This window comes from Granulosicoccus antarcticus IMCC3135, from assembly GCF_002215215.1.
GTDB classification, from domain to species: Bacteria; Pseudomonadota; Gammaproteobacteria; order Granulosicoccales; family Granulosicoccaceae; genus Granulosicoccus; species Granulosicoccus antarcticus.
The window spans coordinates 4,397,519-4,422,179 of the sequence record NZ_CP018632.1; the positions used below are offsets into that span (position 1 = coordinate 4,397,519).

Here is a 24,661-nt window from a genome sequence, read left to right on the forward strand (position 1 = left end):
CCTACTCCGAAAGATCGCGAATATCAGTCAAGTGCCCGGTCAGCGCTGCGGCTGCAACCATGGCCGGTGACATCAGATGGGTCCGCGATCCCGGCCCCTGGCGTCCCTTGAAATTGCGGTTGGTGGTCGAGGCGCAACGCTCACCACTGGCCATCAGATCCCCATTCATGCCCACACACATGGAACAGCCCGATTCGCGCCACTCAAGGCCGGCGCTCATGAAGATCTTGTCCAACCCTTCCGCTTCAGCCTGAACCTTGACGAGCGTGGAGCCCGGGGAGACAAAACCGGGTACCTTGCAGCGTTTTCCTCGCAATACATCCGCTGCCGCCCGCAGATCTTCCATACGCGCATTGGTACAGGAGCCAATGAATACCTTGTCGACCCGGATCTGGGTCAGTTTCTGACCTGCCTGCAAACCCATGTAGTCAAGACTGTCCTGCAGTTGCAGTGCTTTGCCGGGTGAACTGGCCTGCGCCGGGTCCGGCACTCGCCCATCAATGGGCAAGGCCTCTTCCGGGGAAACACCCCAGGTCACAGTAGGTGCGATGTCATCAGCATTGAGCGTGATCTCCAGATCAAACTGCGCATCTGCATCACTGAACAGACTTTGCCAGTACTCCACAGCCTGTTCCAGCTGATCGCCCTGCGGCGCGAATGCACGTCCCTTCACGTAATCAATGGTTTTTTCATCAGGGGCAATCATGCCGCAACGACCACCACCCTCAATGGACATATTGCATAGCGTCAGGCGTGCTTCAACACTCAGATCACGAATAACGCTACCCGCATATTCAATAGCGTAACCACGGGCGGCATCGGCTCCCAGCCTGGCTATCCAGCTCAGCGCAATATCCTTGGCCGTCACACCGGGTGCCAATTGACCTTCGATGCTAATCCGCATCTGCCTGGGCTTGTCCTGCCAAAGAGTCTGGGTTGCCAGTACGTGGGCAACCTCCGAGGCCCCAATGCCAAATGCCAGAGCTCCCAGAGCACCATGTGTTGAGGTATGACTATCACCACAGACCATCAACAAGCCGGGTTGAGTCAGCCCCTGCTCTGGCCCCACAACATGCACGATCCCCTGACGCGGATCATCCAGACCAATCAGGCTCACCCCATGGCGTTGTGTATTGTCGATCAGCTGTCGAATGACATGGCGGACCTTTGGCTGTACCGCCGCAAGGGTACGACTGATGGTAGGGACGTAGTGATCTGCAACACCCGTAGTGCACTCTGGGTGACGCACGGGCAAATCACGCTCTGCCAGCTTGTTGAAGGCATGAAAAGAGCCTTCATGGGCCAGATGACGATCAACCCACAGCAGACTCTGGCCTTCATTGTTCTGACAGATTTCATGGACCTGCCAAACCTTGTCAAACAGTGTTTTGCCTGCCATCGCCCGACTCTCAATGTGATCCATGAATTGCTATACAGTTTTTAAAAGACAATAAACTCGCCACGAATATAATCATTAAATGTATTATTTTGAATACAGATAAAGGTATACCAGCCGTTTGCAAAATGTCAACTGTTGATGAGCCTTCATGCGTCGATATCAATCACAAAAGATCACTTCTGGTCAGCTACCAAGGGCTGCCAGTAACGCTCGTCTTCGCTACCCGCTCGACACAGATCGACCTCGATGCGGTACCGATCAGGCCGATACAAGGCATGCAGATGCTCCACCCCCTGACCACTTTTGTCATACACCACTCGAGTAAGAGAGATCAGAGCCGAGCCGACGGCGGCTCCCAGTGCATCCGCCACCTCCCGGGTCGCCAGGGTTGCTGAAATGCTTTGTGTGGCGTGATCCAGTTGCACGCCACTACGTTCAAGCAGTGCAAACAGCGGCATTTTTGCCAACTCATCCTCGTTATAGCTGAGCGCCAACTGCTCGGGCACATGCGTGGTCAGATAGGAGAAAGGTTTGTCCTCTACCGAACGGACCCGAACCGAGCGCTGCGTGCGATCGCCGGCCTGTAGCAATAGCCTGTTCCTGATTTCCTCCGAAGGATTACCGTAGCTGAACTCCAGCAAGCGGACACGTGAGCTCTCACCCATTTTCTTCATATTGGGAAGCAATGTGGAGACGCTGGCGGTAATAACAGTTGCCCCTACCGGATTATCGCAAACCAGCGTACCCACCCCGGGCTTGCGCATGATCAGCCCTTCATCAGTGAGCCCTTGCAAAGCACGGCGCACAGTAACGCGCGAGACGTTATGCTCCTGTGCCAATTTCAGCTCGCCGGGAATCTTGCTACCCGGCCCCAGGCTCCCGCTGGCAATGGCATCCTTCAACAACAAAAACAGATTATGGGACTTGGTGCCGCCAGGTCCGTTGGCGTTCAGAGGAGTAACCATGTGGCTTACCTTTTAGTTAATCGGCCATCAACACTTGACAGCTCACAGGTATAGCACATATAACTGTATTATTAATAGGACATCTAAGCATCAGACAACACGGTTAATACTTCCTGATGAAAGAGGATTAGTGATGGCGATACTACAGGTCTACCTGCAATCAGGATACAGCGACAAGCCGGGCGGGCATCAAGGACATGCCAGACGGGAGCACTCGGGCTACGCTCGCCTGAGCTGCCAGCCATGAATGTCGCATCAACGGCTGCAGAATCGCTGGTTCGTGACTATCTACAGGCCATGGAGCAACGTGACCTTGAGAAAGCACAGACGTTTCTGGCCAATGGTTTTGTCATGACGTTTCCCGGTACTGGCGAAATGACATCACTCAGCACATTGGTCGATTGGTCCCGGAGTCGCTATCGCTATGTTCGTAAAACTCTGGCCGCTGTCAATATCGCACATGAACCAGACGGATTTGTCGTGTTCGTCCACGGCAGCCTGTCCGGCGAATGGCCTGATGGCAACACCTTCAGCGACATACGCTTCATTGACCGGTTCGAGGTTCGTAACAACCGGCTTGAACGACAAGACGTCTGGAACGATCTTGCCAATGCACTATCCTGAATCCTGGCAACGGATGATCCTCACTTCGCAGAGGCAACAGCAGATGCCCCTGCTCCACGTAAATCTGGAAGCTCACTGACTGATGACTAACGCAAAGAACACTGCTGCAGCAATTACCCTCAAAGATCGACTGCGCAGCTCAAGCATTGTGGTCGCCCCCGGTGTGTATGATGCCCTGAGCGCCTCTCTGGCAGAACAGGCAGGCTTTGATACCGTCTATCTTTCTGGCGCCAGCCTGGCCTATACCAAACTCGGACGCCCCGATATCGGATTGATGAGTCTGACCGAGGTCAACGATTCTCTGGCCCATATACGCGAACGCAGCGACATCTCGATTGTGGTCGATTGCGACACCGGCTTCGGCAATGCGCTCAATGTCATGCGTAGCGTGCGCCAGCTGGAACGCTCCGGCGCCAATGCCATTCAGCTGGAGGATCAGACCTATCCCAAGCGTTGCGGTCACCTGCAGGGTAAAACTCTGGTTAGCACGGGTGAAATGGTCGGCAAGATCAGAATAGCCCTCGATGCAAGACATCATGAACAAACGCTGATTATTGGCCGTACCGATGCCATAGCCTGCGAAGGTATCGAGCGCGCGCTGGAACGCGCCCACGCCTATCATGAGGCTGGCGCCGATGTTATTTTTGTGGAAGGCATTCGATCGCCGGAACAAATCGAGAAAGTCATGCAACAGCTCAGGGGCCGCGTACCAGTAATGGCAAACATGGTTGAAGGTGGCGATACGCCATTGCAAGATGCGGCAACCCTGGAGTCCATTGGATTCTCCATGGTGATCTTCCCAGGCGCTTTGGTACGCGCATTTACCCATATGGCATCGCGCTTCTTTGCCACTCTAAAGGCGGATGGCACTACGGACAACTTTCGTAACCAGATGCTCGACTTTAAACAACTCAATGATTACCTGGGCACCCAGACAATGCTGGAGCTGGGCCAACAGTATGAAGACAACACACGCTGAAGCTCTAAATAATTCGAACTCAGGAGAAACACCATGATTAGTTCCAACAAGACTGCCAAAGAAATATTTCATGAAGCCATGCAGAATCCGCAACGAGTACCGTTCGGATTTGGCAACAAGGCGGTTCTGGTCAATGTCGATCCGCAAAAAGCCTACACCCGCACCGATCTTTACAAAACCGCCTACGAGACCGATCCTCGTCAGCTGGAATACGTCAATGAGCTTTCCAAGCGCTTTCGCAGCCTGAACTGGCCTGTGGTATGGACCCATGTTGCGTATATGGATTCAGCCGAGGATGCCGGCGTATGGGGCACTCGCACTGATACCGAAGACTCACTCCAGAATATCAAATACGATTCTGATCGTACCGCCTTCGACGAACGCTGCGAAATCGATCCGGCTCGCGATGTCATCTATTCCAAGCGCATGCCCTCAGCCTTTTTTGAAACGCCACTGCAATCCCTTCTGGTCTGGCACCAGGTGGATACCGTAATCATCACCGGCGGCTCCACCAGTGGCTGTATTCGCGCCACCGCCGTTGACAGCCTGTCACGTGGATATCGAACCATTGTCCCTGAGGAATGTACAGCTGACAAACATGAAAGCTATCACTACGCCAACCTGACTGATCTGCACCTGAAGTACGCCGACGTCATGGGAGTCCAGAAGGCATGCGAATGGCTTGACCAGAAAATCACGCAAAAAGCCGAGTAGACCGGACAAACCGCATACACGGTGAGGTGCGAGTTCGCCTCATCGCCCCCCAGTATTGAACAAGAGTGGAACGTGATGAAAGAGAGTCTCGGCGTTTACGACTACTGGCCCTACCAGGAGCGTCCTCGGATCCAGTGGCCCAACGGGGCCAAGGTTGCTTTTTGGGTAGCCCCTAATATTGAATGCTACGAGCTCGATCCGCCTGCCAACCCTCAGCGCAAGGCATGGCCGCAACCAAGCCCTGCTCTTCCAGGCTATACCATCCGTGACTATGGCAATCGGGTTGGCCATCATCGACAGATGGCTTTACTCGACAAATACGGTATCCGCGGCTCCGTCTCTCTGTCAGTTGCTCTTTGCGATCATCACCCCGAAATCATCCAGCTGTGCGCTGAGCGTAACTGGGAGTTGTTCAGCCACGGCATCTACAACACACGTTATACCTATGGCCTGAGTGAGGAACAGGAACGCGATATGATTCGCGACTCCATCGAGAGCATCTATCGTCATAGCGGGCAGAAATGTGCAGGCTATCTGGCACCCGCACTGTCGCATTCCGAGCACACACTGGACCTGTTTGCCGAGGTGGGATCCGAACTGTTCGGAGATGAGGCCGGCATCTATACCTGCGATCTGTTTCACGACGACCAGCCAACCCCGGTTAGGGTGCGCAGCGGCAAGCGGTTCATCTCCATGCCCTACTCACTGGAGATGAACGATACGATCGTTTATGCCGTCAACAAGGTGGAACCGCGCCACTATTGCACGATGCTCAAACGCCATTTTGACCGTTTGTATGAAGAAGGTCAGGAGTCTGGCACCGTCATGTGCATCCCGACGCACAACTATCAGGTGAGCTGCCCACATCGGCTCAAAGCATTCGAAGAGGCTCTGGAATACATCACCGGCCACAGTGATGTCTGGGTTACCACCGGTCGGGAGATCGCCGAGCACTACCTCCAGCATGACTACGATGCCGCCTTGGCAGATATCGCCAACAAGAACGGGAGCGTGCAATGAGCCTCGATAAAGAATATCTGGAATACCCCAAACGCTCCTACGGCCATGATCACGACCGGTTCGACTGGTCCATGCTTACTGATCGCCCACCAGTCACCTGGCCTGACAACAAGCGGGTAGCCATCTGGATAAACACCAGCTTGCAGTTCTATCCGCTGAATCAGCGTGGCCTCCCATTCAAGGTGCCTAATGGCATGACCATGCCCTATCCTGACTTGCGCCATTTTACCCTGCGTGACTATGGCAATCGGGTCGGCATTTATCGCCTCCTGAAAGCTTTTGAGCGTTTCGGAGTACGCCCTACTTTCGCCATCAACAGTCAGCTGGCACGCGACACACCCTACTTGCTTGAACAACTCCAGCGCTTTGATGCTGAGTTCATCTGTCATGGCTGGAACATGGACCATTTGCACTACGGCGGACAGGATGAACAGGAAGAAGCAGAGTTAGTGCAACGTTCTGTTGAAACTCTGAACTCCCTGATCGACACGCCGGTGCAAGGCTGGCTGAGTCCTGCCAAAAATCAGAGTTGGAAAACACCGGACCTGCTCACTGCCAACGGCATTGAATATTGTTGCGACTGGGTCAATGATGACATGCCCTACGCATTCAAGACCGATAACGGGCCCTTGATGATGATGCCGCTGTCCACCGAGCTTGAAGATCAGTTCATTATTGGCCAGAACCTGCACTCCGAAGACTCCTGGGTTGAACAGATCAAGGATGCCTTTGATTTTCTACTCGAAGAGTCAGCGACTCAGGGCGGGCGCATGCTGGCACTGAACCTACATCCCTGGATGATGGGCCAGCCACACCGTATCAGTAGTCTTGAGACCGTTCTTGAGTACCTCATGGGGCATACAGAGACCTGGAACGCAACAGCCGGTGACATTCTTCAGGCATTCAACGCACAAACAGGGAAGTAGGCTTAGTTCATGGCGAACATCAAATTCGATGGCGGCAGCATCAATTTCGACTTCAGCGTATCTCTTGTCATTATCGGCGGCGGTGCCTGCGGCCTGGTAGCGGGCTTGGCGGCCTTGTCAGAGGGGATCGAGGCGGTTGTGCTGGAACGTGATGAGACCCCAAGGGGCAGCACCTTCATGTCCTCAGGCTTCGTACCAGCCGCTGGCACTCGCTTCCAGAAAGCCGCCAATGTAATCGACAGCGCAGCTTTGATGAGCGCCGATATCCTTGCCAAGAATCACGATGAAGCCGACCCTGCCATCGTCGCAACCCTGGCCGAAGCTTCAGGACGCGTGATCGAATGGTTGGCAGACGATCATCAGATTCCCTTTGAACTGGTAGAAGGCTTTCTTTACCCCGGTCATAGCCAGATGCGCATGCACTGCACACCGCGACGCACGGGGGAGGAGCTGATGTCCTGCCTGTTGAACGCCGCTCAAAAGGCTGAGCTTCCGATTCTGACCGAAGCTCGGGTAACGACATTGCACGTCGATGAGGATCGTCGCGTACACGGCATCTCCTTCGAGCGTCCTGACGGGAGCATCGAGCAAATCGGTTGTGATGTCCTGATATTGGCGTGTAACGGCTACGGCGGTAACCCTGAACTGATAGCCCGTCACATTCCGCAAATGCAGCAGGCCCTGTATTTCGGACACGAAGGCAACCAAGGGGAAGCTATCTTGTGGGGCGAGGCATTAAATGCCAGCCTGAAGGATCTGGGAGGCTATCAGGCTCATGGCTCACTGGCCTGGCCCCACCAGACGCTGATTTCATGGGCAGTCATGATGCAGGGAGGTGTGCAGCTGAACAAGAACGGACAACGCTTCTCGAACGAACACAGCGGCTATTCCGAGCAGGCAGCCAAGGTGCTCGTACAACCTGAGCAAATTGCCTTCAACGTATTCGATACCCGTATTCATGAACAATGCCTGCAATTCGAGGACTATCGAAATGCACAGGAAGCCGGGGCCATCAAGGTATTCGACTCCCTTGATACGCTAGCCAACGAACTGGGACTTCCCACCGAGGCGGTGCTGAACACCTTTCGTGAAATGCAGGAACTTCAGGAACACGGTGAGACAGATCGGTTTGGTCGTGGATTTACTGCCGAACAAGCATTGCAAGCCCCCTACCATGTCATTCGCGTTACCGGGGCGCTGTTCCATACGCAGGGCGGCCTGGAGATTACCAGCAACGGACGGGTACTGGATAACCAGGGACACGCCCTGCCCAATCTGTTTGCCGCTGGCGGAGCCGCCCGAGGTGTCTCAGGCTCCAACGACAGCGGCTACCTGTCCGGTAACGGCCTGCTCAGTGCGGTGGTGATGGGTGCTCTGGCAGGTCGTAAAGCGGCCAGATCAGTGGCTTGGCACAAGGCATGAACAATCAGCCCTGTCAGTGATGCGAACTATCGCCCTGACATCGAACAATCCACGAGATTCACATCACCGGGATTGTCCTACAACCGCTACAGAAACAGCTAGTAGACCTGTACTTCCAACGTAAAAAGACGTGGGGCTGCGTTGCGTCCGACAATACTCAAACCGATTGTATCGACCCCCTTGTATCCATCGTTAGCGGTGTAGTAGACGACCTTGTTTGCAACAGTCTTGCCTTCACACGCCATACGCGCACCAGTGGCGGACTCTCGTCCGATGACCATTGTGCCGGTACCTATTTCCACAACGCCAAATTCAGGGGGCTTTGTGACTTTGATTGTAAAGTCTGCCGCAGTACAGCTCTGAGACCAGAAAGCCCAATCGAAGACCTGTTTCTTTACCCCATCGTTCGAAAATCTCTTGATCGTATTGCCTGCGCAACCTGCAAGCGTTGTGACCAGTAGTGCTGACAGAACTATCTGAGTCACCTTCCGAAAACGGGTGTTACGAATAAATACCATTTGTTCTTGCTCCTTGCATGATTGCCTGCCGATTTTACTGTGATTTCGGCACTGGGGTTACTTTCTGCACAGTTATATTTCTGCAAGACCCGACGGCAACCCACGAACAAACCACCAAAGCTGTATCAACCCTTCTCCATCTGATCATTCACAGCCCGGGCAGAATCGCAAGACAATCTCACTATCAAACAGTGCCATATCATCAGGCAGTGGCAATGGCGAAGCATCCATAATGGCCTTGTCGAACGCTGCAATCAACGCATCATCCGCCTCACAAAGCCCATATTCTGAAGATATGACATTACCTTCCTGGTCCTGGCTGACCTTGATCCTGCAGTCATAGGATTTAGAAGATCCTTCGGGTAGATACATATTTCTGGATACCTGCCGGTCCAGCGCTTTGACATATCCTTCGTGTGTCATGATTGGCTTGTCACCCAATGCACAGCCACCCAGTGTCAACAGGATAAGAAAAGATATATATTTCATTTTTTTTTGTCCCTTCATTAGCTTGACTGTCAGCTCGCGATGACACAATCTAGCATTCACGCAAGGCTAGCCAAACAGGTCGCAGGTTTCATTCTTACTCGCGATCCGAGCTGCCAACAAACATACGTTCGTAGACAAGTACGAACTACGCTAATCGCTATTTCATGGATAAGGAAAATAGTCGTAGTTATCAATGATGGATATTTCCTGATCATTGAGCTCGACGCCTGAAAGTTTGGAGACACTATGCGCCCTGTAAAAATTCAGACCTTCATCAGCCTCGACGGTGTCATGCAAGCCCCTGGCGGCCCGGAAGAAGACACAGCCGGCGGATTCACTCTCGGCGGATGGTCACAGCCCTACTGGGACGCCAAGATGGGCGAAGTCATGGGCCAGGCGATGGCAGAGGAATATGATCTGCTATTGGGACGCAAGACCTATGACATTTTCGCGGCCCACTGGCCGAACGCGGGCGACGACAACCCTGTGACGCAAAAATTCAACAAATCGAACAAGTATGTCGTAACCTCATCACCCAACACGCTGGACTGGGAGAACAGCCAGCCCATCACAGGCGATGTGGCGAAAGGTATCTTGCAGTTAAAACAAGGCGTCGGCCTACCACTCAGCGTGCAGGGCAGCAGCGAGCTCATACAATTGCTACTGGAAAACAGGCTTGCCGATGAGCTGCTGGTCTGGACCTTCCCAGTGGTTCTGGGCTCTGGCAAGCGTCTCTTTGGTGTGGGTATAGCGCCGCTCGGCCTGGAGCTGGACGATATACAGATATCCTCGACAGGCGTGACCATGGCACGCTATCGAACTGCCGGTGACGTCAAGATCGGCTCGTTTGCTTTGGATGCCCAATGAGCTCTTGAAGCTGAACAAGCACGGCTGTGAACATAAAAATTTTCACTTTTGAATTTTCATCTTTATGCCAATACTGACACCTACACCGCTGACAGCGGTCATCACATTTCTGGGCATCAATATCGATGGTATTGATCTGAGTACCGTGCCGCAAACCATGGTTGAGGTTCGCTATGAAGGATTCGCCGGCGATTCTCACAGCGGTTTGACAAGGCGCTCCTGTGTCAGAGTGAAATCCCAATACCCAAAAGACACAGAGATCAGAAACACACGACAAATCTCTGCCCTGTCTGCAGAAGAACTCGAACTTATTCGTGAGAGCATGGTTCTGGACACCATTGAACCAAGCTGGGTTGGGGCCAATCTGATCGTCGAAGGTTTTCCCGACTTCAGCAAACTACCTCCCTCCTCGCGACTGATCGCAGCTAACGGTACATCAATTGTAGTCGACATGGAAAATGCACCTTGCCGCTTTCCCGGCGACATCATAGAGCAGCACAGACCCGGCAAGGGCAAGCTGTTTGCCAAGGCGGCACAGGGGCGTCGAGGCATAACCTTGTGGGTAGAGCGACCCGGAACATTGAAAATTGGTGATGAATTACGGCTCCATATACCGCCCGTTTGTAACTGGCGATTGCCCTCAGCGGAATGATCGCCTCACATAAAAATCAGTTCAGGCGAATTCTGCAATCGATAAGTTGTCACATTCAATGGGTGACTTGAATTAATCGCAATTGAAGACCTCGTTTGGCTGACCATCAACGACGCCACTCAGGCTCGGATTGAGGCATTCAAAAATCAGAATTTCACCATTGCTCAAGCTACCGCCGCCAGTTAGATCACTATCAAAAGAAAGGCGGCTAACCTCGCTGCTAGCCGTGATGACCAAAGCCTCGGCCCCCATTGAATCTATCCCTTGATATTCATAGGTAGCAAAGGCTGCAGTTTGGGATAAATAGGCATTACCAATACAGGTGTTTTGCTCACCCCCTTTAATACCATCACCAATATCAGCATCAGGATCAGGATCAGCATGACCACAGTCTGTCGCATTGCTGCCCGCCAACCGACTAGCCTTGGCCCTGAAGTCCTGGAACGTTATTCCACTGCCTCCAGAGCTTGAGCTGCTACAGCTGCCAAGGGTAAATACGGTGCACAACAGGATAAAAACAGTACCGTTCGCATAGCTTGAATTCATCGACTTATCCAGGTTTTCAGATGGCATAAGCAGGATATTAACCCCAACGAATCAGAAGCAACAATAAACCCGGGTTACAGCCTGACTCTGCCCTGACTCGTCGCACCAGCTTGCTTCCCAGTCATTCAGCTGAATTTCTTTCTCAGCATTACCAATGGCAGTTTTTCAGATTGCAAAGACGAATAAAAATCAACGGATGGACCTTCAAGCCTTTCGAGGCAGGCGCCCTGGAAATCATGCTCCACCAACCTGCTTTCGAACGCTACTATCAGCGGCACGCATACTCCAATGTCGTATAACTCATCGACTTGCCCTTAACTTATTTGACGCTCTACCGCAGCGAAGACTGGATTTGAATAACTTACACATGACAACGGTAAATTAACCGGTATCAAGCTGATTTGGATCAACATGACTATAACGCACGGTGGTAAGTTACATGTAATACCGAGTCAAGTCGAGTTCTACGGACATGCTTCACTTTAATCTTTATAAGGTATTGACTAGCCGTTACCCAAGAGTACTGACAGTAGGTTTACTCTCACTCAACATCAGTAGTTCGGCGTTCGCAGCAGATCCGTCGCAACCGGGCAATTTTCGTTATCAAGTTTATTCCAATACTGCTGCCGAGCTTTTCTGGAATCGGCCCAGCGATGATCTGATCGTCACCAGCTATGAAATAGCGATCAACGGCGCCGTAGTGATCAACAGAGATGCGCTGAGCTACTTTACCGATTCTCTGGTAGCAGGCACTGTTTATGAATTTTCAGTAACGGCCCTTGATAACGAGGGCAACCGTTCCATACCTGCCACGATAAGTTTTATTGGCGGCGACCGGGAAATCCCCGATGACGATAATCCCGAACAACCACCGACCAACAACGCTGTACCTGCACCCGGCAACCTACAGGCCAACGTCTACTCACCATCAGCCTTTGAAGTTTTCTGGGATCGTGTAAACGATGCTGAGCTTAGCTACGAAGTCTCACTTGACGGACACCAGATCACAACCACCAATGGCACTAGCTGGTATATCGAGGGATTGCAGAGTGCTCAGCGACATATTGTCGATGTAGTAGCGCTGGATGCCGCTGGCAATCAATCTGCTGTATCCAGTGTGACCGTGAAAACCCGTGACAGAGGCCCAGACACGGTTTTCTCACCAGACGCATCAGACATAACAGACCTGGACTCTTACTATGATCAGGATGGTTACGGAACAGTCGATGTAGTAAGAGTGGACGTGCGAACAAATACAGTGCCTGGGGTCTGTACCATTGATGATCAGTCCGGCTGTACGCTGGCCGATGTCATTGCCGATGTGAACCCGGATGATGAATTCGACGCAGAGATAGCGGTTCATATCCAGGCAAACGATTTCCCCAATGATGGCAGCAATAGCAATGCAAGTCTGCGTCAACGAGGAGGATCCAGTCGTGGATGGCCCCAGAAGTCGTTTCGAATCAAGCTGGAAAATGACGACGAGTTATGGCGCAATGAAGATCGCTTGCAACTGAACAAAAACCCCTTTGATACATCGCGCATTCGAAGCAAGCTGGCTTTTGACCTGATGAGAGAGATACCCAACCTGCCCAGCTTGCGTACTCAATTCGTCAATTTGTGGATTGACGACGGGCAAGGTCCCGAAGACAACGGCCTGTATACCCACGTAGAATATGCTGGCAAGGAATACCTGATTAATCGCGATAAGAACAAGGATGACAATCTGTACAAAATCGAGTTTTTCGATTTTTCCAGAAGTGATCTGAAAGCTATCCAGGTAGATGAAAACGGTGAACCGATTGACAAGGATCTCTTCGAATCTGTGCTGGATATAAAGCGCGGTGATGATCATCGGAATGTTGTCGCCATGGTCGCTGCCATAAATGATCCAGAACAATCATTTGATGCCATTCTTGACAAGTATTTCAACAAGAATAATGTGCTGACCTGGATAACCGTCAATCTACTGCTGCATCAGACAGATGCCATAACCCACAATTTCTACCTGTACAACCCGGTTGATTCGGAAAAGATCTACTTCCTGCCTTGGGATTATGATGGAACGTTTCACCCAGAGCCCGTATTGACCAACAGCTACGCCAACGAAGAATTGCAAAAGCGTCTGTATTCCGGCTATGCAAGAGGCATCAACAGTGACTTTATCTCAAGGTATTACCGACAGCCAGGTATCCATGAGAAAATTCTGGCTGCAGCGGATGAGCTAAGAGAAACCTACCTGACAGACAGCAACATCTCCGAACGTGCGGATCGATATGCTCAGATCGTAGGTCCATATCTCTCTCGCTCACCAGACGTTGACTCCACTTCATATGATCCCTTCCGCACACAGGATTTCGCCTCTTCCGTATCCGGCATCCACGACGCACTACGCAACGCGTTTGACATTCCCATGCCACCGACCCTACTGAATCCGATAACACGGGCGGATGAACTGGTATTCGCCTGGCTGCCCGCCTACGACGTCACGCGTCGTAATGTACTCAGCTATGAGCTGCAGATATCGACATCGTTAGGCTTTGAGGCCGACAACATTGTCGTCAATATCGAAGGCATTCCCGATGCAACAGAGATAGTTGAATATGCACTCGACATCAGCGCCCTGCCCTCGGGCAAGCTCTATTACCGAGTCACGGCAAGAGGAGACACCGACCCACAAGGTGTTTGGCAAATTGCGACCAACACACTTAATCTCAATGGAACCACCTGGTATGGAGTCCTGGAATTTGAAACACCATAATCCGTTTGAACGTATCTGATCCAGATGATCTATCAGCTCTAAAGCCATATCCAGCATGGCGCTGGATATGCTGCATTGCTGACATGGATCATTGCTTGAAAATTTTGTGAGCCTATCGATAAAGAACCGTCTACTTGAGGAGAACGGCATGTTAATTACAAATCGAAGCAGTTTTGTCCAAAACCGCTCCAGAATGTTCACATTCATCTTGCTCATAGTCGGGACAAGCACAACAGCGTTCGCTGAAGATCCATCGCAACCGGGCGATCTGCGTTATCAGGTTTATTCCAATACAGCCGCCGAGCTCTTCTGGAACCGATCCAGCGATGATCTGATCGTAACCGGCTATGAAATAAAAATAAACGGCACGATAGCAACCACCAAGGATGCACTGAGCTACTTCACCGCCGCTCTGGTAGCAGGTAGTGCGTACGAGTTTGCAGTAACGGCCCTCGATAACGAAGGCAACCGTTCAACGCCTGCCACGGTAAGTTTTATTGGTGGCGACCGGGAAACACCTAGCATTGGTGATCCCGTGCTGCCGCCGGTCAGCAACGCTGTGTCTGCACCGGGTAATTTACGGGGCGACGTCTATTCACCATCAACCATTGAAGTTTTCTGGGATCGTGTAACCGGTGCCACACTGAACTACGAAGTCTCACTTAACGGACAGCAGGCCACAACCACTAATGGCACCAGCTGGTATATTGATGGACTACAGAGCGCACAGCAATATACTGTCGATGTAGTAGCACTAGACGCCGCTGGCAACCGATCCGAGCCAGCCAGCGTCACGGTGACGACCCGCAGCAGAGGTCCGGTTACGGATCCGGGAACTGGCCCAATCGTGGGCAACAGTGTTTTCATACCAGACTCATCAGACATTGAAGATCCGGACGAATTTTATGACCAGGATGGCTACGAGACAGTGAATGTCGTCAGACTGGATGTTCGAACAGAGGCAGTACCCGGAATCTGTACTGTCGATGATACATCCGGCTGCACGCTCGCCGACATCATTGCCGACGTAGACCACAAAGATGATTTCAAGGCGGAAATTGCTGTCCACTTTCAAGGAGACGACTTTGCTGATGATGGCAGTGTGAGCAATGCAACGCTACGCCAGCGAGGAGGATCCAGTCGCGCATTCCCTCAAAAATCCTTCAGGATAAAACTCGATAGCAAAGAGAATCTGTGGCGCAATGAAAGGCGTCTGCAACTCAACAAAAACCCCCTGGACAAATCACGTATACGAAACAAGCTGTCCTTTGATCTGATGAGTGAATTACCGTACCTGCCCAGCTTACGCACACAGTTTTTCAACTTGTGGATTGACGATGGACAGGGTCCCGTGGACTACGGCTTATATACTCACGCAGAATATGCCGGCAAGGAATATCTGGTTAATCGAGACAGGAACGAAGATGACAATATTTACAAGATCGAGTTTTTTGCATTCTCGCAGTCCGACCTCAAGAACGTCCAGGTGGACGAAAGCGGTGAGCCTGTTGATCTGAACAGATTTGAAACCAGCCTGGAAATCGAGCGTGGGGAAGATCATCGCAAGCTCGTTGACATGTTAACGGCAATGAATGATCCGGCACGATCGTTCGACTCCGTTCTCGATCAGTATTTCAATCGCAATAATGTTTTGATGTGGGTAACTGCCAATCTGCTATTGCATCAATCCGATGCGATTACACACAATTTCTATCTGTACAACCCGGTTGGCTCCGACAAGTTCTACTTCGCGCCATGGGACTATGATCTTACATTCTCCCCGGAGAACCAGTTGATCAACTCGTATGACAATAAGGAGCTGGAGAAGCGACTGTATTACGGCTATGCAAGGGGCATCTACAGCGACTTTGTCTCACGGTATTACAAAATGCCAGGGATTCATGAAAAGATATTGGCTGCTGCTGATGAGCTCAGAAATACCTATTTTACCGATAGCGAAATCACTGAACGAGTCCAGCGTTACGATGCAGCGATACTGCCCTATTTGACGCGTTCGCCAGACGTAGACTTCACACCGTACAATCAGTACCGGACACAAAATTTCGCATCATTCGTTTCCGGTATTCATGATGATCTGCGAAACAGTTTTGATATTCCCATGCCACCGACTCTGTTGAGTCCGACTACACAGGGGGACAAACTAGTTTTTGCCTGGAAGCCTGCTTACGATGTCACGCGTCGTAATGTACTCAGCTATGACTTGCAGGTATCGACATCAGTGGCATTCGAAGCGAACACTATTGTCTTGAGTGTCGAAGAAATCGCCGATGCAGAAGATGAGGTGGAATATGCACACGACAGCACTGCCCTGCCCTCAGGCAAGCTCTACTACAGGGTCACGGCAAGAGGCAATCTGGAGCCACAGCGTGTGTGGCAGGTTGCAGCCAATACTCTTAAAATAGAAGGAACCACCTGGTTTGGTGTTCTAACATTTGACATGCCTTGATCGCTTCCACTGCAAACCATACACAAACAGGAGAATGGCAAGTAACAACCAGGAGGGACTGCCGCCCCCGCTCGTCGCTTGTTGTACAGGTCGAACGACTGAAGGAGCAGTATCGTTCTCCAGCGCTGAATTCATACCATCTGTGTTGATAGCCGATGGAGCTGTTTCTGCGGTCACATCATCCGTAACTCCAGCCTCAACAGTTGGTACGGGCTGCTCTACCGGTTCAGACTCATCTACAACACTTTCCTGAGTTGGTTCCACATCCACGTTGTTGTCATTAACAGGAGATGAATCACTTACTGAAGGATCAGCCAATGAGAGTGTAAACTGGTCAGGTACGGCACCATCAATCGCCTTGAAATAACAACTGGCAGTCGAGTCCTCAAAACTACAGAACAGAGCGCCATGTGTGGCCTCCTGCGTCGCTGTATAAATCGATGCCCACCAGTCGCCACCTCTTAGCTGCGGGCGTACTTGCCACCCACCCAAACCGGACACAAAGGCGAAAGACTGGCCTGGTTTCAGTATCATCTCGTTGCGTTTATGAACAATGATCTGGTTTTCAAAATCACTGAGTAAATGCGTACGAGAGTAAGCATGCTCATGGCCCAGGGCAATCATGGCACCCGCGTTCAGGCAGGCGTCGTAGACCTCCCAACCGGTAGCGTTACTTTTTGCACCCGTTTGCATCGCTTCCTGATTCTTGTGCCAGCTGCAAATACGCCAGCTAGCCGTGGAATCTGAATCTGAATCTGAATCTGAATCTGAATCTGAATCTGAATCTGAATCTGAAAACGATGAGGAAATATATTTTGCATAATCGTCGTCGGGTGACACCCCTTCAACTTCCTGGATACCCGGCGCAACTTGCACAACTTCTATATGCTCAAACCGGCAAGCCGCCTTGACCCCGGCCTCCCCCGAGCAGGAGAGGCTGTCTACACGATCGATACGCTGTTGAATCAGCCTCTGATAGATCGGCCACTCGTGATTCTCATGATTTCCAACAACGCTCAATACCGGAAAGTCGGTACCCAGGGCTTCGTCAAGATTGGCCTCCCAGAGCAATGCTGTGTTGTCGTTGTAACCAAAATCTCCCTGGATCAACAGCAAATCAGTCCCCTCGCTTGCAATCAGCGATAACACAGCCTTGGCATGCTCACCGACACCCTGATCGCCGACAAACGCTACCTTGACCGAAGCGGCAGAAACTACGCTGCTGAGCAAAACAGATCCGCAGACAAGCAAGATGCGAGTTGTCCTGGGTATGCCGGCAGAACGAAAAATCGTATTTTTCATTAAGCGTTACCTCTCTTCATTCCAAGCAGACCAGAAACAATAACACTTGATCAATCATATGCTGAATTACAGACTGCTATGGACTCACCTCCTTCGTTATTTCCACACTACTCACCAAACGGATGCAAGCTCCCACAGGTACTCGCTTTCATCTTCTGAAATTCATGGGCTGCAGGTTTCCGTCAGCAGGGACTGCGTATAGCATCAAATCCGGGGGCTTCTTGATTCAACGTCTTCCAATCTCCTGTTGCAGTGGGTCCACCCAGACGATCGGCACACTCTTTGTCTATCCAGATGCTTCCCCAAACACCATTGGCATCACGTTCAATCCAGCGATTTTCTTTTTTATCCGTGCGTGAAAAGACGTAGCCTTCATCCACTGTTGTGAAGGGGCTGTTAACGGTTGAGGCAGGTTCATTACAGGGATTGGCAATCGCATCAAATCCGGGGGCCAGTCCATTCAACGCCCGCCAATCCCCGGACTGTGAAGCACCACCCAATCGATCGGCGCAAGCCTTGTTTATCCAGATATTGCCCATTCCGCCCGTGGAATCCCGGCTCACCCACCGGAATTCGGTGGTATCTGTTCGTGAAAAAACGAACCCGTTTTCATTGGATATCGAGGGAAGTGGAGATGAGAGAGGGTTTGAAGCCGTACTGGCCGAGCAGGGATTAGCAATACCGTCCGTATTGGGTGCAATGGAGATTAACGTTTTCCAGTTGCCTGTTCGACTCACCCCACCCATTTTCTGTGCACAGCTTTCATTAATCCAGGTACTTGCCATGTTGCCCGACGAATCACGGTCGATCCAACGAAGTGCCTGCTTATCGGTGCGTGAGAAAACAAACCCTGCGTCGATGTCGCTAGTCGCGGCGGTAGGACCTGCGTCGGAGTCGGAGTCGGATGGTACAGGTACGCTATGACTGTCTAATTGCGGTTGCACACCCAATGTCAGAGAAAACTGATCGGGCACAGAACCGTCAATCGCCTTGAAGTAGCATTCCGCTGTAGTGTCTTCAAAGCTGCAGAACAATGCACCATGTGTGGCCCCCTGAGAGGCCGTATAGATTGAAGCAAACCAGTCACCACCACGCTTTTGAGACCGGATATCATGCCCACCCAGGCCCGAAACAAACGCAAAGGACTTTCCGGGTTCTAGCGTCATTTCAGAGTTCTTGTGTACGATGGATTGGCTTTCAAAGTTGCTCAACAGGTAGGTACGCGAATACGCATGCTCATGACCCATCGCAATCATGGCACCCGCATCCAGACAAGCATCGAAGACGCCCCATCCGGTACTGTCACTCTTGCTACCCGTCTGCATCGCATTCTGATTCTTGTGCCAGCTGCAAATCCGCCATGGCTTTTGCGATGAGCTCAATGAGTCGCGCAGAAATTGCTCGTAGTTATCATCAGGTGCCACCCCTGCAACTTCCCGCACACCTGGAGCAACCTGAACGACTTCAATATTATTGAACGTGCAAGCAGCCTTGACACCGATAGAACCTGTACATGATAAACCTGGAACTCGATCTATGCGCTGTTCTATATAGCGTTGGTAGGCTGGCCATTCATGATTTTCATGGTTCCCAACCACTGTCAACACCGGGAAATTTGCACCGAGCTCGTTGACAAGATTGGCTTCCCAATCTGATGCAGTATTGTCGTAGTAGCCCAGATCTCCTTGTAATAGCAGGAGATCCGCGCCTTCAGAAGAAACCAGAGACAATACCGCCTGCGCGTTACCGCCGGTTCCCTGATCGCCAACGAAGGCCACTTTGGTTGCGGCAAGAGCGGGAGCATTTAGCGAGAATGATGTGAGCGCCAGCAAAGCGAAGGCAGTCTTGAACTTGAATATGGCCACACGTTTAACCTGTAACGGTAATTAGAGAGAAAAAATGTTTTTTGTCTGGAGGCAGAGCAGCTCGTTACAAACTGGAGTTAACCTCGACGTTCCAGCCTGCCAAGAAGAGTCGCTTGGAAAACAGCGAAATGGTGCAGTTTGCTAGCGTGGTTGACTGATTCAATGAAAGTGAACCAGGATCACCTCTTGGACGACGCAGAAGCAAAAGTGCACTTTCCATGCCTGCTAAATACTATTTTTTCAGTACTTTCAGCATCACCGCCTCAAACTGACAGTGCGCTTAGCTGTTCGACTGACGTTGATATCAACCCTCAAGGTCTCTCTCGACAACCCACCGTAGAAGCAGTACTGTAGTGAGTCGGACTAACCAGAACGGATCGCCATTACTCAACACTGCCCGCTTTGCTGAACTGCCACGACCACAGGCATATAACATAGCCCGGTAATACAGAAAAAGTCTCAACCTGAACACTGTATTCATTTCCCTTGGTGTCAAGGCATGATTAAAGCGGTTCTGCCTCAATCAGAGAGACTGCTACCCATGTCCAATCACGAATCATCCGACCGCAAGATATGTAGAGAATCGGAACAAGGAAAATCTGTTGGATTACCGACAGACCCTCACCGACGAAACCTGCTATCTGCGGCGGTAAGTACAGGCTCTGCACTGGTCATGACAAGCATGGTCGCCCAAGCTCAGGCCTCGGACCCATTACCCATTCCGCAGTGGACAAAAACACTGGGCGACCCTGTTCTGAAGAACCCCTACGGCTTGCCTTCACCGTTCGAAAAGGCAATCATACGCCGCGAAACATTAGCTGCCGACATGCCTGGGGGCTATAACTTTCCAACACCACACAGCTACTGGTCCACCACCCCACTGCAGGACCTGCGCGGCACAATCACACCCAATGGCCTGTTCTACGAACGTCATCACGCCGGTGTACCCGCCGTTGAGCCGTCGGAACACCGCTTGGTCGTACACGGCTTGGTCAAACGTGAACTCATTTTCACCATGGACCAATTGCGTCGCCTCCCCACCGTCAGCTCGTTTCACTTTCTGGAATGTTCAGGCAATGGCGATATGGTCACTGAAGGCAAATTCGGCAAAAATGTGGCGGACATCCACGGCTTGCTCAGCTGCGCCCAATGGACCGGCGTCAAACTCTCCACCTTGCTGGAAGAAGCCGGTGTCGAGAAGGATAAGGCACGCTATGTCCTTGCAGAAGGTGCTGACAGCGCCGCGATGCTGCGGACCATTCCCTTCCAAAGAGCGATGGATGAATGCATCGTCGTTTACGCGCAAAATGGTGAAAACCTGCGACCTGAACAAGGCTACCCCGTACGGCTATTGGTTCCTGGTTGCGAGGGAAATCTGAACATCAAATGGTTGCGTCGTCTGGAAGTGACTGACAATCCCGCTTTCTCTCGTGAAGAGACGTCCAAATACTCCGACCTGACGGGCCCCGATGGGATGGCCCACAAATCCACGCTGATCATGGAGGCAAAATCAGTTATTACCTTCCCCTCCGGCGGGCAGGAGCTACCTGAAGCCGGCTACTACCAGATTCGAGGTATTGCCTGGACAGGTCGTGGAAAGATAACCGGTGTGGATGTCAGCATGGATGGCGGCAAGAACTGGGAGCCTGCCAACCTCACTCAACCCGTACTCTCCAAGTGCCTGACCGAATTCACTCTGCCCTGGCGCTGGGACAAGACATCAGCCGTTCTTATGAGTCGTGCAACTGACGAAACGGGCTACGTTCAACCCTTCATAGAGCAGTTATTTACAGCCAGAGGCAAGTATTTCCTCTATCACAACAATGCGATTCAACCCTGGCTTGTGCAGAGCGATGGGAGTGTGGTCTATGGATAAGCGAATCTTGGGCTGGAGAGCCTCGTTTCTGGTTCTGGCACTTGCCAGCTATTCCCTGAACAATGCCAATGCCCAGTCGGACACTGAGGCCATGGATTGCGATGATCGCCCCTTCTGCATAGGCACGGTGACCGATGCGGCAACCATTGCACCATGGAATATCGATGTACTGCCCGATGGCACCGGCCTGCCTGAAGGTCAAGGTGATGTAGCAAGCGGTGCTGAAGTCTATAAAACCGGCTGCGCCTACTGTCATGGTGAAGATGGTCTCGGTGGTATCAAACCCATCGAGGATCATGCCGGCTATCCTGCACTGAGCTCCACAGACCCAACACCACTGTCTGCCATCGACAGCTGGCCTACCAAGAACGTGGGCACCTATCTGCCTTATGCCACAACGCTATTCGATTACATCCGACGATCCATGCCGTTCGTCAATTCACAATCACTCTCGGATGATGAAATCTACTCACTGGTCGCCTACCTGCTGTCGATCAACAAGGTCATTCCGGAGAACTCTGTGCTTGACAAGGCTAGTCTGAGCGCGATCCAGATGCCCAATCGAGACGGCTTCACGTGCGACTCCAGACCCGACACTCACAATGAGCCGTGCATGGGTGACTGCGCCGTCCCGGGTGACGATGGGTTTGACCTGGGAGTCGCCGCAAAACCGGGGGATGACTCTCAGGAGGATTGTATGGTGGTGCAGTGATAGGGGGTTAAACACTGCGCAAGATCATCTAGTTGATCAGATACCGGTTCTTCTGCGAATAAACCGAATAGGCCGTTATCTGTCCCGTCACGATCGCTGAAAACATCAGCAAGGCCGACAGGCCGATATCGGGCGTGGACAGAATCGGCTGGTGCAAGAAAGACTCGCTGGCGCCGACCAGCACTCGACTTCCGGGAACCAGAATGATGATGCCCTGCACGATATAGATCGCACCGGTCAGTTTCAGGGTTTTGGCCAGCCAAGTGCCATACAGAGTGATGACCACCGTGGTCACCCAGGTGCCGACAATCCAGCCACTTCCCAGATCCAGATACAGAGGTCCCCACATCCCCAGAATCGATACCGGCAAGGCATAGAAAATATCGATGAAACGGGCGTTGAAGTTGATGCCCAGTGACAACGACAAGGCGGGCAAGGCCACAAAAGGCATCCAGCTTGCCACCTCATTGAGGTTCGTCTGGGAGATGGAAGCGCCCCAGAGCGTATCGCCCAGCGTCAGGCCAATATAAATGCCAATGAACAGCTTCACCAGAATAAAGATGGACTGAGCAAACAGGCAGGTACCCGAAATCAGATCATTGAAAGCCAGACATTCCAGCGAGTTGGCGATAGACAAGCCGGGGACGAACAGCACAATGGCTGCAATACTCAAAGCCCAGATGGGAACATCGATGCCCTGGCTACTGATGAAAGAGACCATCAAGCCTGTCACAAGAGCGCTGAGAAATTCCACAACGATCTTGTGCTCATCCCGACAGAGATACTGACAGACCCACACCAGAAACCCCAGAATGAATGCCATGGCGATCGCATTCATGGTGCTACCGACCAACACCAGAAAGGCCGGTGGAATCAGCATATTGGAGATCATCATCAACCAGGGACGGTAGCGCGTTGAGGGCGGTACGGGAGAGCTGCTGTTCTCATTGATACCAATAATGGTATTGGCGAGCAGGCTCAGATCGATGGAGGCAGGCTCCAGTTGCTTGATCACGACCTTGTGATCAAAGTCCGGAAACTGATAGTTGATGGCTGTCGGGCTTGCCTGCACCACCACGTTCACGCTGTTTATCCGAGCATAGTGATGGACATATTTGGCGATCTTGTAAGGTGCGCAGCCACAACGATGGAGCGTGTCCCCGAGTTCTATTATTTTATCAACCAAAAGTTGAGAGGACATACGATTTGATGGGGATCAGTTCAGACAGGGCTCTAAAAAGCCTTGCGGGCAATAGCGGGGGCAGAGTATTCGTGCCGCGGCCAGTCTATAGGAGACTCAGCAAAACAGGGGCAAGCAAAATGCTATCCGGGTTAGGCAATTTTACGACAATGAGCTGAAACGTTTACGCTGCAGATGGGTCGAAGTCCAATAGGATCCAGCGAGGAACAACAGTTGAAAAAATTGATCATCCCAGGTGTAGTCATTGTGTCGGGCATCGCATGGGGATACAGCGCATTGGGCTCCGACGTATTCAAAACCGGCCATCCCTTACTGGCAACCAGCGGCCCTGTTGAATTGATGGACAGTGACTTCTCAACAGAGGCGCTGCCAGACGGGTGGGCACATCGCACTTTTTTCAGGATCAAACCCACCGACTACCAGATGGTCGAAGAGGATGGCCGGCGTGCACTGGCCTGTACCACCGACAATAGCGGTTCGATCCTGGCGCGCGAGACATCCATCCAGCTTGCAGACTTGCCAACTCTGTCGTGGAACTGGAAGATCAGCAAACCAATCGAGAGTGCTATGGATGAAGACACAGAGGACGGCGATGACCACCCTGCCCGGCTTTTCCTGCGCTTTGAAAATGAATCAGGTGAGACAAAAACGACCGAGATCATCTGGAGTAACAAAAAATACACACCCGGCGACTACAAGATAATCGGTAACTTTCACCACCTGGTCGCCAATGGACTGAATTCGAATGTCGGTCAGTGGCATCCTCAATCTGTTGATCTGAGAGAGCTCTACACACAGATTGGTGGCACAGGAGCACCCGCACTGACCGTTCTTGGTTTTTTCTGTGATAGCGACAATACGGGGGTTCAGAGTGAGGCCTTTTTCAGTGACGTTACACTCTCAGCCTCTGCATCCTGAAACGCTCATGATGCGATAAATGGGCACTAGCCAGCTCAGATTACCAGGGCATCCAGTCTGGTTGCCCAGATGAAATCATTCTCTGACAAACCATCAATATCATGGGTAGTCAAAGTCACCTGACAATAACCCCAGCCAAATGCGATATCGGGGTGATGCCCTTCCCTGTCAGCCAGCCAAGAGCACAGATTTACCGTATAAACTGCTTTGGCAAAACCCTTGAATTCAAAGCGTCGTGTGATGGACTTGCTATCTGCACTAAGCGTCCAGGCCTCGTTCAAACCAGCCAGCGATTCCTTGATATCAGCTTGCGTCAGTGCAGGCAGTTTGCCGTTACAGGGCTTGCAATGTGCGAGTGAATCAGTGGGTGTTGTCATGACGGTCATTCTCAGGCTATTAGCTCAGTAGAGACTGCACTTCCTTTGTATCACGCCTTGG

22 protein-coding genes are annotated in these 24,661 nt (G+C 51.8%); 13 read left to right on the forward strand and 9 right to left on the reverse strand.

The features are described from left to right. Position 1: 1 nt before the first annotated feature. Positions 2-1,399: a 3-isopropylmalate dehydratase large subunit gene (gene leuC / locus IMCC3135_RS19020; protein WP_088919043.1), complete on the reverse strand. Its 1,398-nt coding sequence runs from the start codon at positions 1,397-1,399 to the stop codon at positions 2-4. Between the two features lie 173 nt (positions 1,400-1,572). Beyond that, positions 1,573-2,364, reverse strand: coding sequence for a GntR family transcriptional regulator (locus IMCC3135_RS19025; RefSeq protein ID WP_088919044.1), 792 nt, complete (start codon positions 2,362-2,364; stop codon positions 1,573-1,575). A gap of 243 nt (positions 2,365-2,607) precedes the next feature. Here IMCC3135_RS19025 and IMCC3135_RS19030 point away from each other — a divergent pair, with 243 nt between their 5' ends. The 6 genes from IMCC3135_RS19030 to IMCC3135_RS19055 all read left to right on the forward strand — a co-directional run bounded on the left by IMCC3135_RS19030 (position 2,608) and on the right by IMCC3135_RS19055 (position 8,049). Continuing rightward, positions 2,608-2,988, forward strand: a complete 381-nt coding sequence (locus IMCC3135_RS19030; RefSeq protein WP_088919045.1) for a nuclear transport factor 2 family protein — start codon at positions 2,608-2,610, stop codon at positions 2,986-2,988. An 82-nt stretch (positions 2,989-3,070) separates the two neighbouring features. After that, positions 3,071-3,967 carry an isocitrate lyase/PEP mutase family protein gene (locus tag IMCC3135_RS19035; protein WP_088919046.1) on the forward strand — a complete coding sequence of 299 codons (897 nt, stop codon included), beginning with the start codon at positions 3,071-3,073 and terminating at the stop codon, positions 3,965-3,967. Between the two features lie 33 nt (positions 3,968-4,000). Continuing rightward, positions 4,001-4,681 (forward strand): isochorismatase family protein, encoded by a 681-nt coding sequence (locus IMCC3135_RS19040; RefSeq protein WP_088919047.1) that lies wholly within the window; start codon positions 4,001-4,003, stop codon positions 4,679-4,681. 75 nt (positions 4,682-4,756) lie between these two features. Continuing rightward, a complete protein-coding gene (locus IMCC3135_RS19045; protein WP_088919048.1) occupies positions 4,757-5,701 on the forward strand; it encodes a polysaccharide deacetylase family protein in 945 nt (314 codons plus the stop codon). Continuing rightward, positions 5,698-6,627 (forward strand): polysaccharide deacetylase family protein, encoded by a 930-nt coding sequence (locus IMCC3135_RS19050; RefSeq protein ID WP_088919049.1) that lies wholly within the window; start codon positions 5,698-5,700, stop codon positions 6,625-6,627. The genes IMCC3135_RS19045 and IMCC3135_RS19050 overlap by 4 nt, the downstream gene beginning before the upstream one ends. A gap of 9 nt (positions 6,628-6,636) precedes the next feature. Further along, complete coding sequence (locus tag IMCC3135_RS19055) at positions 6,637-8,049, forward strand: FAD-dependent oxidoreductase (protein WP_088919050.1); 1,413 nt, start codon at positions 6,637-6,639, stop codon at positions 8,047-8,049. Positions 8,050-8,147: 98 nt separating this feature from the next. Here the strand turns inward: IMCC3135_RS19055 and IMCC3135_RS19060 are convergent, their stop codons facing one another. Together IMCC3135_RS19060 and IMCC3135_RS19065 are read right to left on the reverse strand one after the other, a co-directional pair. Further along, positions 8,148-8,534 carry a hypothetical protein gene (locus IMCC3135_RS19060; protein ID WP_157736119.1) on the reverse strand — a complete coding sequence of 129 codons (387 nt, stop codon included), beginning with the start codon at positions 8,532-8,534 and terminating at the stop codon, positions 8,148-8,150. Between the two features lie 177 nt (positions 8,535-8,711). Then, positions 8,712-9,056, reverse strand: a complete 345-nt coding sequence (locus IMCC3135_RS19065; protein ID WP_088919052.1) for a hypothetical protein — start codon at positions 9,054-9,056, stop codon at positions 8,712-8,714. 246 nt (positions 9,057-9,302) lie between these two features. Between IMCC3135_RS19065 and IMCC3135_RS19070 the strand changes: the two genes are divergently transcribed. Both IMCC3135_RS19070 and IMCC3135_RS19075 read left to right on the forward strand, forming a co-directional pair. Next, the gene (locus tag IMCC3135_RS19070; RefSeq protein WP_088919053.1) at positions 9,303-9,923 is read left to right on the forward strand and encodes a dihydrofolate reductase family protein; all 621 of its coding nucleotides are present in this window, start codon (positions 9,303-9,305) and stop codon (positions 9,921-9,923) included. 64 nt (positions 9,924-9,987) lie between these two features. Further along, positions 9,988-10,575: an MOSC domain-containing protein gene (locus tag IMCC3135_RS19075; RefSeq protein ID WP_088919054.1), complete on the forward strand. Its 588-nt coding sequence runs from the start codon at positions 9,988-9,990 to the stop codon at positions 10,573-10,575. A 72-nt stretch (positions 10,576-10,647) separates the two neighbouring features. Here IMCC3135_RS19075 and IMCC3135_RS19080 read toward each other — a convergent pair whose 3' ends face one another. Continuing rightward, positions 10,648-11,121, reverse strand: coding sequence for a hypothetical protein (locus tag IMCC3135_RS19080; protein ID WP_157736120.1), 474 nt, complete (start codon positions 11,119-11,121; stop codon positions 10,648-10,650). A 472-nt stretch (positions 11,122-11,593) separates the two neighbouring features. Here IMCC3135_RS19080 and IMCC3135_RS19085 point away from each other — a divergent pair, with 472 nt between their 5' ends. Then, positions 11,594-13,882 carry a CotH kinase family protein gene (locus IMCC3135_RS19085; protein WP_088919056.1) on the forward strand — a complete coding sequence of 763 codons (2,289 nt, stop codon included), beginning with the start codon at positions 11,594-11,596 and terminating at the stop codon, positions 13,880-13,882. A gap of 148 nt (positions 13,883-14,030) precedes the next feature. Then, the gene (locus tag IMCC3135_RS19090) at positions 14,031-16,349 is read left to right on the forward strand and encodes a CotH kinase family protein (RefSeq protein WP_088919057.1); all 2,319 of its coding nucleotides are present in this window, start codon (positions 14,031-14,033) and stop codon (positions 16,347-16,349) included. Here IMCC3135_RS19090 and IMCC3135_RS19095 read toward each other — a convergent pair. Both IMCC3135_RS19095 and IMCC3135_RS19100 read right to left on the reverse strand, forming a co-directional pair. Further along, a complete protein-coding gene (locus IMCC3135_RS19095) occupies positions 16,329-17,651 on the reverse strand; it encodes a metallophosphoesterase (protein WP_088919058.1) in 1,323 nt (440 codons plus the stop codon). The two genes, IMCC3135_RS19090 and IMCC3135_RS19095, sit on opposite strands and share 21 nt — an antisense overlap. A 182-nt stretch (positions 17,652-17,833) precedes the next feature. Next, entirely contained in the window at positions 17,834-19,516 is a 1,683-nt protein-coding gene (locus IMCC3135_RS19100) for a metallophosphoesterase (RefSeq protein WP_088919059.1), read from the reverse strand. A 541-nt stretch (positions 19,517-20,057) separates the two neighbouring features. Here IMCC3135_RS19100 and soxC point away from each other — a divergent pair. Together soxC and IMCC3135_RS19110 are read left to right on the forward strand one after the other, a co-directional pair. Then, the gene (gene soxC, locus IMCC3135_RS19105; RefSeq protein ID WP_088921939.1) at positions 20,058-21,392 is read left to right on the forward strand and encodes a sulfite dehydrogenase; all 1,335 of its coding nucleotides are present in this window, start codon (positions 20,058-20,060) and stop codon (positions 21,390-21,392) included. Continuing rightward, on the forward strand, positions 21,385-22,104 hold the full coding sequence (locus IMCC3135_RS19110; protein ID WP_157736121.1) for a c-type cytochrome: 720 nt from the start codon (positions 21,385-21,387) through the stop codon (positions 22,102-22,104). The genes soxC and IMCC3135_RS19110 overlap by 8 nt, the downstream gene beginning before the upstream one ends. 28 nt (positions 22,105-22,132) lie before the next feature. On the opposite strand, the gene IMCC3135_RS19115 is transcribed toward IMCC3135_RS19110, so the two are convergent. Continuing rightward, positions 22,133-23,188, reverse strand: a complete 1,056-nt coding sequence (locus IMCC3135_RS19115) for a threonine/serine exporter family protein (RefSeq protein WP_205737612.1) — start codon at positions 23,186-23,188, stop codon at positions 22,133-22,135. Between the two features lie 330 nt (positions 23,189-23,518). Here IMCC3135_RS19115 and IMCC3135_RS19120 point away from each other — a divergent pair, with 330 nt between their 5' ends. Continuing rightward, on the forward strand, positions 23,519-24,223 hold the full coding sequence (locus IMCC3135_RS19120; RefSeq protein ID WP_157736123.1) for a DUF3047 domain-containing protein: 705 nt from the start codon (positions 23,519-23,521) through the stop codon (positions 24,221-24,223). A 35-nt stretch (positions 24,224-24,258) separates the two neighbouring features. On the opposite strand, the gene IMCC3135_RS19125 is transcribed toward IMCC3135_RS19120, so the two are convergent. Continuing rightward, entirely contained in the window at positions 24,259-24,600 is a 342-nt protein-coding gene (locus IMCC3135_RS19125) for a 4a-hydroxytetrahydrobiopterin dehydratase (protein WP_088921940.1), read from the reverse strand. Between the last annotated feature and the right edge of the window lie 61 nt (positions 24,601-24,661).

Bases quoted from the DNA above. Each gene is read 5' to 3' on its own strand.
- leuC (WP_088919043.1), bottom strand. From the start codon at position 1,399: ATGGCAGGCAAAACACTGTTTGACAAGGTTTGGCAGGTCCATGAAATC.
- IMCC3135_RS19025 (WP_088919044.1), bottom strand. From the start codon at position 2,364: ATGGTTACTCCTCTGAACGCCAACGGACCTGGCGGCACCAAGTCCCAT.
- IMCC3135_RS19030 (WP_088919045.1), top strand. From the start codon at position 2,608: ATGAATGTCGCATCAACGGCTGCAGAATCGCTGGTTCGTGACTATCTA.
- IMCC3135_RS19035 (WP_088919046.1), top strand. From the start codon at position 3,071: ATGACTAACGCAAAGAACACTGCTGCAGCAATTACCCTCAAAGATCGA.
- IMCC3135_RS19040 (WP_088919047.1), top strand. From the start codon at position 4,001: ATGATTAGTTCCAACAAGACTGCCAAAGAAATATTTCATGAAGCCATG.
- IMCC3135_RS19045 (WP_088919048.1), top strand. From the start codon at position 4,757: ATGAAAGAGAGTCTCGGCGTTTACGACTACTGGCCCTACCAGGAGCGT.
- IMCC3135_RS19050 (WP_088919049.1), top strand. From the start codon at position 5,698: ATGAGCCTCGATAAAGAATATCTGGAATACCCCAAACGCTCCTACGGC.
- IMCC3135_RS19055 (WP_088919050.1), top strand. From the start codon at position 6,637: ATGGCGAACATCAAATTCGATGGCGGCAGCATCAATTTCGACTTCAGC.
- IMCC3135_RS19065 (WP_088919052.1), bottom strand. From the start codon at position 9,056: ATGAAATATATATCTTTTCTTATCCTGTTGACACTGGGTGGCTGTGCA.
- IMCC3135_RS19070 (WP_088919053.1), top strand. From the start codon at position 9,303: ATGCGCCCTGTAAAAATTCAGACCTTCATCAGCCTCGACGGTGTCATG.
- IMCC3135_RS19075 (WP_088919054.1), top strand. From the start codon at position 9,988: ATGCCAATACTGACACCTACACCGCTGACAGCGGTCATCACATTTCTG.
- IMCC3135_RS19080 (WP_157736120.1), bottom strand. From the start codon at position 11,121: ATGAATTCAAGCTATGCGAACGGTACTGTTTTTATCCTGTTGTGCACC.
- IMCC3135_RS19085 (WP_088919056.1), top strand. From the start codon at position 11,594: ATGCTTCACTTTAATCTTTATAAGGTATTGACTAGCCGTTACCCAAGA.
- IMCC3135_RS19090 (WP_088919057.1), top strand. From the start codon at position 14,031: ATGTTAATTACAAATCGAAGCAGTTTTGTCCAAAACCGCTCCAGAATG.
- IMCC3135_RS19095 (WP_088919058.1), bottom strand. From the start codon at position 17,651: ATGAAAAATACGATTTTTCGTTCTGCCGGCATACCCAGGACAACTCGC.
- soxC (WP_088921939.1), top strand. From the start codon at position 20,058: ATGTCCAATCACGAATCATCCGACCGCAAGATATGTAGAGAATCGGAA.
- IMCC3135_RS19110 (WP_157736121.1), top strand. From the start codon at position 21,385: ATGGATAAGCGAATCTTGGGCTGGAGAGCCTCGTTTCTGGTTCTGGCA.
- IMCC3135_RS19125 (WP_088921940.1), bottom strand. From the start codon at position 24,600: ATGACAACACCCACTGATTCACTCGCACATTGCAAGCCCTGTAACGGC.